The sequence below is a fragment of the Sphingobacterium sp. IITKGP-BTPF85 genome, from assembly GCF_001006065.1.
GTDB lineage: Bacteria > Bacteroidota > Bacteroidia > Sphingobacteriales > Sphingobacteriaceae > Sphingobacterium > Sphingobacterium anhuiense.
Genome location: NZ_ASZT02000239.1, coordinates 1 through 3,941, shown reverse-complemented (window position 1 = coordinate 3,941; position 3,941 = coordinate 1). Strand labels below are relative to the sequence as shown.

General features: G+C 39.7%; 7 protein-coding genes. All 7 read left to right on the top strand.

The window, feature by feature from the left end; genetic code table 11:
• Positions 1-379: 379 nt before the first annotated feature.
• The gene (locus tag L950_RS24475; RefSeq protein ID WP_021190480.1) at positions 380-1,027 is read left to right on the top strand and encodes an IS4 family transposase; all 648 of its coding nucleotides are present in this window, start codon (positions 380-382) and stop codon (positions 1,025-1,027) included.
• Between the two features lie 240 nt (positions 1,028-1,267).
• Complete coding sequence (locus tag L950_RS24470; protein WP_156169855.1) at positions 1,268-1,561, top strand: hypothetical protein; 294 nt, start codon at positions 1,268-1,270, stop codon at positions 1,559-1,561.
• Between the two features lie 13 nt (positions 1,562-1,574).
• Positions 1,575-1,973 (top strand): hypothetical protein, encoded by a 399-nt coding sequence (locus tag L950_RS24465; RefSeq protein WP_021190478.1) that lies wholly within the window; start codon positions 1,575-1,577, stop codon positions 1,971-1,973.
• A gap of 227 nt (positions 1,974-2,200) precedes the next feature.
• Complete coding sequence (locus L950_RS24460) at positions 2,201-2,518, top strand: hypothetical protein (protein ID WP_021190477.1); 318 nt, start codon at positions 2,201-2,203, stop codon at positions 2,516-2,518.
• A 569-nt stretch (positions 2,519-3,087) separates the two neighbouring features.
• Positions 3,088-3,285 carry a hypothetical protein gene (locus L950_RS24455; RefSeq protein WP_156169854.1) on the top strand — a complete coding sequence of 66 codons (198 nt, stop codon included), beginning with the start codon at positions 3,088-3,090 and terminating at the stop codon, positions 3,283-3,285.
• A gap of 17 nt (positions 3,286-3,302) precedes the next feature.
• Complete coding sequence (locus L950_RS24450; protein ID WP_021190475.1) at positions 3,303-3,677, top strand: fibronectin type III domain-containing protein; 375 nt, start codon at positions 3,303-3,305, stop codon at positions 3,675-3,677.
• The coding region (locus L950_RS24445; protein WP_021190474.1) for a DUF5675 family protein at positions 3,678-3,941 on the top strand (264 nt) is incomplete at its 3' end.

Sequence of the window (3,941 nt, the reverse complement as noted above, 5' to 3'; positions counted from 1 at the left end):
TTAGAAGAAAATATTCCGGCACCTAAGATTAGGTTTACAAAACAAGTCTATATTATTTTTTTCCAAAAGTTGAGCAAACCTTTACATGCCGTAGGTTCAAGATCAAAACTCGTAGGTATTTCATCCCATCCAGTAAGAGACAATTCGATGGTCGATAGGTAATTGTTTAAGTTGTTGTATAAGATATTCGGTATGTAATGATGATCTATTGGACAAGTTGTATCTATATTTTCATAAAAAGAATTATAAAAATAAAATGCATCATAATCAGAAAAAGAGATTTGATCAATATCATTTGCGTCCCTAACGTTTAAAAAGTGGCGGTGTTTTGGTATAGCAAAGTTGCTATATTTAAATCGCTAAATTTTCTTACACCGCCATGGTAAATTTAAACGTTTTTAGTCAGATTTTATCCCTTATCGACCGGGAATTATTCAAAGATTTGGTTGCTAAACATAAGAGTGACAAACATTGCAAAGGAATCAACAGCTGGACTCATCTTGCAAGTATGTTATTCTGCCATTTTTCTTCGGCAGATTTAGTTCGGGATATCAGTAATGGCTTGCGTAGTACGACCGGTAATCTGAACCATTTAGGTGTGGGCAGAGCTCCCAGCAAGTCCAACATTTCCTATATCAACAAGCACCGCACCCATGAACTCTTTAAAGATCTATATTTTTCGCTATTGGATAAGCTGTGGCAAAAAGATACCCATTTCCGTAAAGAGCTTAACCAATTAAAGCGTAAGGTTTATCTAATGGATGCCAGTGTTATCCCATTATGCTTATCGGTATTTGACTGGGCTAAGTTTAGAAGTACCAAAGGAGCTGTAAAACTGCACACTGTTTTGGATTATGATGGTTGTCTGCCTGTTTTTATGCAGATTACGGACGGAAAGGTTCATGAGAGCCAGCGTGCGGGCAGCTACAGTTTTTCCAAAGGAAGCGTTGTAGTGGTGGACCGGGGTTATGTGGATTACAGCTGGCTCGAAAAGTTCAATATTAATACTGATGGGTTAATGTCCTAAGTGTTTGTTTATCAATTGTTTTTGTGTTTTCTGTATTGTCTCTGGCCATATGCTTTTAGACTGGTTGGAAATGAGACATTATTGCCTGATGCAATCACCATATTTGCTTACTGATAAATCAACTCGCCACGTCCCTAAACATCGTTTATCGTGCTGGGTATCGGACCGTGATTCGCTCTGGGAAGAGAAGAACTAACGTTGCGCAAATATTGAATATTAAATAAGACTAAACTTTTTATTATGTATTATGACTACTATCTATACTATCTGAGCTCGCTCTACAACGGCTACCCGTTGATCATACGGGTTACTGTTGTAATGGTGATGCTGTTTGCACTTATTGCCTTTTTTGGTATCTGCAGGTTATTTTTTACGGGATATAAAATTAACATAGCAGCTCGCAGAAAAGACCGCGTGATAAAGGAATATCGCGATAAGCGGCACTTTATCATGAATGCAGAAACAAATTATGATGTTCATGAACTGGAGGAGCTCTTGGCGTATAATTTTAAACTAATAAGCTTGGAAGTTTGAACTTTGTACAGACTTGATACTTGAGGTTCGAGATGCATTAGAGGTTAAAAAAACGCTTAACCTGATTAACTATAAAAACTGCCTGGAGACATTAAAATTAATGGCCTTTTGGGAAAAAAGACTCCGTACTTCGGAGCTCATGGTACGTAAGAATGCTTTGCAAACTGTGGGACTGCTCAATAATGGGCTGAATACCGGGCTTATCTCCAAATCGGTATTCCATAAAAATAAACATTTGCGCAAGGCTGCGAGAAACGTGCATACAGATTTGGACTCTTACAATCCCTTTCGCTTTATGGAAGACAATTTTGATGAATCGTTTACTAAACTTGATAAAATAAGACTCCATGCGACTTTGGTCAAGCGCTATAATGAAGGACGGCTACCCAAAGTTAGATTGTTAACAGGTTAGAAAGTTAGATTGTTAAGAGGTTAGACAATTATTGCTTTCTTGTCTAAATGTTAGAAAGAGAGTTCGTTTTTAATTGTTATCTTAAAGGTAATTATAAACTTTTACCATCCCGTTGGGATATTTCCATTGTTTTTAGGGGCTTGGCGGACCTTTGAACTATTTTTTTTGCTTTCTGAGGTCTAGGAAATTACCCTACCTGTGCGCTGATGGTCTTAACTCAATAGACCATGAATTTAAGTATCCTATTACATACACTTATTGATAAAATTGAAAAACTAACAGAAGCGTTGTTACTGATCTGTAAACTGCTCTCTCTACTCACCGCTGCCTCAAGGAATAAAAAAACGGAAATTAGTTCGCTCTCTGAACGCAAATTGTGGACACAGCGTGAAGTAATGGAATATTTGAGTATAAGCCTTTCCACATATAAGAGAAGGGTGAAGGAAGGTCTGCTTAAACCCATCACCCTGACCGGTGATGACCGCTATTTTGAAGAGGACCTGACCGAGGCTATGGAACGTAGTCGTATGAAGGGTAAGGTTTAAGGCTGCCGTTTCGCGCTATGGCACAAGGTCAATGACGGTGGCTTTACCGATGCCGCAACAGGGGGAAATGCTCCACGCACACAGCAAATCTGCATTTCTAACAGACAATTTCATTTAATTGCCGGCCGGTATCATTTTGATCCAGGTAATAATCAATTTGTCCATGAGGTGCCAATGGTGCGGATGGAAAAAATAAAAATGACGCGTAGGGAAATTAGAAGCTCTTGTAAAATTAGGAGATGGACGGATAACTTTACATTTTTTCGCTTGGGCGACGCCGCTGTTATAGTTGCCAGATATGCTGCGCCATAGTGCGAAATCTGCCTTTTTTTGAATTGTACCGATCAAATGAGGTCAAAAGAAATCAATATGACTCAATCTAGCTCAAAACTTCATTTTCGCTCGCTATCACGATATGTTTGTCTTATTAAATAAGCTCGCGAGGAATATTTAATTTATTAATTAACAGGTTTTTAAATGGATGGACTAATGGATTGGAATAGTTTATTCAAGTAATTAAATGAAACATTATGGCAACAAAAATGAAGGCCCTGATCGGGTTTGCGAAAATGAGAGACGATGAATTGGTGATGTCTTGCAGAACAATAATCGGTGCAATGACCGGAAATCCCAAATACCCAAATCCGACGCCTGATCTGCTGGATCTGGAATCAATTTTGGAAGATTTTATCACCAAGCTTGCGGTATCTAGAAAAAGAGGATCGCCCGAAGATACTGCACTTAAAAATGAAAGCCGGGAACCTTAATCGTTGCGCTGCAACAGTTGGGTTATTATATAAACGGTGTGGCACAAGGGCATCTTTCAACCTTGCTTAGTTCCGGATTTCCAACGAACAGTGCATCGTTCGGTAATCAGGTACCGCTTAAAATCGATAATGTGAGGCTTTCGGATGGCCGCCAATCGGGACAGGTAAAACTGGAGTTTGCTCCGCAGAAAATGGCAACCATCTATGAATACCGCTACCGGATCCGTGATGACTTTGAACAATTATGGGGTGATCGTTTTACGACGACATCATCGCGCGGGAATATCATTGCTCCTCTGGAAGTTGGAAAATTTTATGAGGTGCAAGTACGTGCGGTCAACACGCAGGGTACTGGTGACTGGAGCGATGCGGCAAGTATACTGGTTCGATAGGTGATAAAAGTAGTACGAGCGAGACAGGGGAAGCAAAGTACCCTGTCTTACATTTTTGTCGATGGAGAATTCATCTGTTATGCACTAGAAGATGCCATTCGCGATGTGAAAATCAAAGGGGAAACGGCAATTCCAGCTGGTCAATACTCTCTGATTTTGAATGCCTATGGTGCCATGAATGCCCGGTATAAACGCCTGTTTCCAGAGTTTCACAAGGGCATGGTCGAAATCGAAGGAATTCCTAATTATAGCTATGTCTATATC